The 3,439-nt window shown below is 56.6% G+C and carries 2 rRNA genes; both read right to left on the minus strand.

From position 1 onward, the window contains the following. Position 1: 1 nt before the first annotated feature. A 5S ribosomal RNA gene (gene rrf / locus AC2YHB_RS25580) occupies positions 2-118 on the minus strand. Between the two features lie 142 nt (positions 119-260). Further along, positions 261-3,383, minus strand: a 23S ribosomal RNA gene (locus tag AC2YHB_RS25585). Positions 3,384-3,439 lie beyond the last annotated feature (56 nt).

A 3,439-nucleotide genomic window follows, 5' to 3' on the forward strand; every position in this document is an offset into this window, starting at 1 on the left:
TGTCCGGCGGCGTCCTACTCTCCCACATCCTCTCGGTTGCAGTACCATCGGCGCTGGCAGGCTTAACTTCCGGGTTCGGGATGGGACCGGGTGTTTCCCTGCCGCTATGGCCGCCGTAACTCTATGAACCGCCAGGTGTACCCCGTCTCAGGGGTGGTCGGACCTGGGGTTGGTCTCTTGTAGTGGACGCGCGCACCCCGATTGGTGGGGTGGTGTTGTTCCCGTAACACTTGATTTGTTGATGTGTGTTGGGGGTTTGTTGTGGCAAGTCTTCGGCCTATTAGTACCGGTCGGCTGGGCATTGCTGCTGTACACCTCCGGCCTATCAACCCAGTGTTCTGCTGGGGGCCTTAACCCACAAGGGGTGGGAAACCTCATCTTGAAACGTGCTTCCCGCTTAGATGCGTTCAGCGGTTATCACTTCCGAACGTAGCCAACCAGCCCTGCACCTGGCGGTACAACTGGCACACCAGAGGTTCGTCCATCCCGGTCCTCTCGTACTAGGGACAGCCTTTCTCAAGTTTCCTACGCGCGCGGCGGATAGGGACCGAACTGTCTCACGACGTTCTAAACCCAGCTCGCGTGCCGCTTTAATGGGCGAACAGCCCAACCCTTGGGACCTACTCCAGCCCCAGGATGCGACGAGCCGACATCGAGGTGCCAAACCATCCCGTCGATATGGACTCTTGGGGAAGATCAGCCTGTTATCCCCGGGGTACCTTTTATCCGTTGAGCGACGACCCTTCCACTCGGAGTCGCCGGATCACTAGTTCCGACTTTCGTCCCTGCTCGACATGTCTGTCTCACAGTCAAGCTCCCTTGTGCACTTACACTCGAAACCTGATTGCCAACCAGGCTGAGGGAACCTTTGAGCGCCTCCGTTACATTTTGGGAGGCAACCGCCCCAGTTAAACTACCCATCAGGCACTGTCCCTGAACCAGATCATGGCCCTAGGTTAGACATCTAGTACGACCAGAGTGGTATTTCAACGATGACTCCACCCCAACTGGCGTCGAGGCTTCACAGTCTCCCACCTATCCTACACAAGCCGAACCAAACACCAATGCCAAACTATAGTAAAGGTCCCGGGGTCTTTCCGTCCTGCCGCGCGTAACGAGCATCTTTACTCGTAGTGCAATTTCGCCGAGTCCATGGTTGAGACAGTAGGAAAGTCGTTACTCCATTCGTGCAGGTCGGAACTTACCCGACAAGGAATTTCGCTACCTTAGGATGGTTATAGTTACCACCGCCGTTTACTGGGGCTTAAATTCTGAGCTTCGACTTGCGTCTAACCCGTCCTCTTAACCTTCCAGCACCGGGCAGGAGTCAGTCCGTATACATCGTCTTACAACTTCGCACGGACCTGTGTTTTTAGTAAACAGTCGCTTTCCCCTGGTCTCTGCGGCCCTTCACGCTCACCCAGCAAGTGGGGTCACGATCCGGGCCCCCCTTCTCCCGAAGTTACGGGGGCATTTTGCCGAGTTCCTTAACCATGGTTGTCTCGATCGCCTCGGTATTCTCTACCTGATCACCTGAGTCGGTTTCGGGTACGGGCGGCTCGTGGCTCGCTAGAGGTTTTTCTCGGCAGCATAGGATCACCCACTTCCCCCCTACGGGGTCGGCATCACATCTCAGGGTCACCGACCAAACGGCTACGTGGCGGATTTGCCTACCACGTCCCCTACATGCTTACCCGCCGTCTACCATCGCGGCGGTTGGGCTACCTTCCTGCGTCACCCCATCGCTTGCCTACTACCGGGTCGGATCCCACGCTCCACACCAAGCTCTCACCCCGAAGGGATCGATACGAGGTGCTTCGGGTGGTTAGCATCACCGGGTTCAGCATGGGCGCCACTTCGCCGGTACGGGAATATCAACCCGTTGTCCATCGACTACGCCTGTCGGCCTCGCCTTAGGTCCCGACTTACCCAGGGCAGATTAGCTTGACCCTGGAACCCTTGATCAATCGGCGCACGGGTTTCTCACCCGTGATTCGCTACTCATGCCTGCATTCTCACTCGTGTCACATCCAGCCCTGGATCACTCCGGACCTTCACCCGTGACACGACGCTCCCCTACCCACCAGTACCCCTGAACCAAGATCAAGTCCGGCTTGGGTTACGTACTAGTGCCATGGCTTCGGCGGACGGCTTGAGCCCCGCTACATTGTCGGCGCGGAATCACTTGACCAGTGAGCTATTACGCACTCTTTCAAGGGTGGCTGCTTCCAAGCCAACCTCCTGGTTGTCACTGCGACTCCACATCCTTTTCCACTTAGCCGCCTCTTAGGGGCCTTAGCCGATGGTCTGGGCTGTTTCCCTCTCGACTACGAAGCTTATCCCCCGCAGTCTCACTGCCACGCTCTCACTTACCGGCATTCGGAGTTTGGCTAACGTCAGTAACCTGGTAGGGCCCATCGGCTATCCAGTGCTCTACCTCCGGCAAGAAACACGCAACGCTGCACCTAAATGCATTTCGGGGAGAACCAGCTATCACGGAGTTTGATTGGCCTTTCACCCCTATCCACAGGTCATCCCCTCCATTTTCAACTGAAGTGGGTTCGGTCCTCCACGCCGTCTTACCGGCGCTTCAACCTGCCCATGGATAGATCACTCCGCTTCGGGTCTAGAACACGCGACTCAAACGCCCTATTCGGACTCGCTTTCGCTACGGCTTCCCCACACGGGTTAACCTCGCCACGTATCGCTAACTCGCAGGCTCATTCTTCAAAAGGCACGCCATCACCCTATGACAGGCTTTGACGGATTGTAGGCACATGGTTTCAGGTACTATTTCACTCCCCGCCAGGGGTACTTTTCACCTTTCCCTCACGGTACTGGTCCGCTATCGGTCATCGAGAAGTATTTAGGCTTAACGGGTGGTCCCGCCAGATTCACACACCATTCCAGGAGTGGCGTGTTACTTGGGAAATGCTGAACACAGCCTGACACTATCGTCTACGGGGCTATCACCCGCTACGGCACCGCTTTCCAACGGTCTTCGACCTCGTCTCAGGTTTCTGACTGCGCGCCACCCCGGCAGAGACGGCAACAACACTCCCACAACCCCCCGACTGCAACGCCTGCCGGCTATCACACAATCGAGGTTTGGCCTCATCCGATTTCGCTCGCCACTACTCTCGGAATCACTTTTGTTTTCTCTTCCTGCGGGTACTGAGATGTTTCACTTCCCCGCGTTCCCTCCACACACCCTATTTCATTCAGGTGCAGGTAACACGACATGACTCGTGCTGGGTTTCCCCATTCGGACATCCCCGGATCAACGCTCGGTTGCCAACTCCCCAGGGCATTTCGCAGGCTCCCACGTCCTTCATCGGCTCTCGATGCCAAGGCATCCACCATGTGCCCTTAACAACTTGCCCACAACAAACCACCAACACACACAAACAAACCACCCACCCCAAAGGAACAAACCCCC

The organism is Nocardioides sp. SRI_004 (assembly GCF_057586415.1).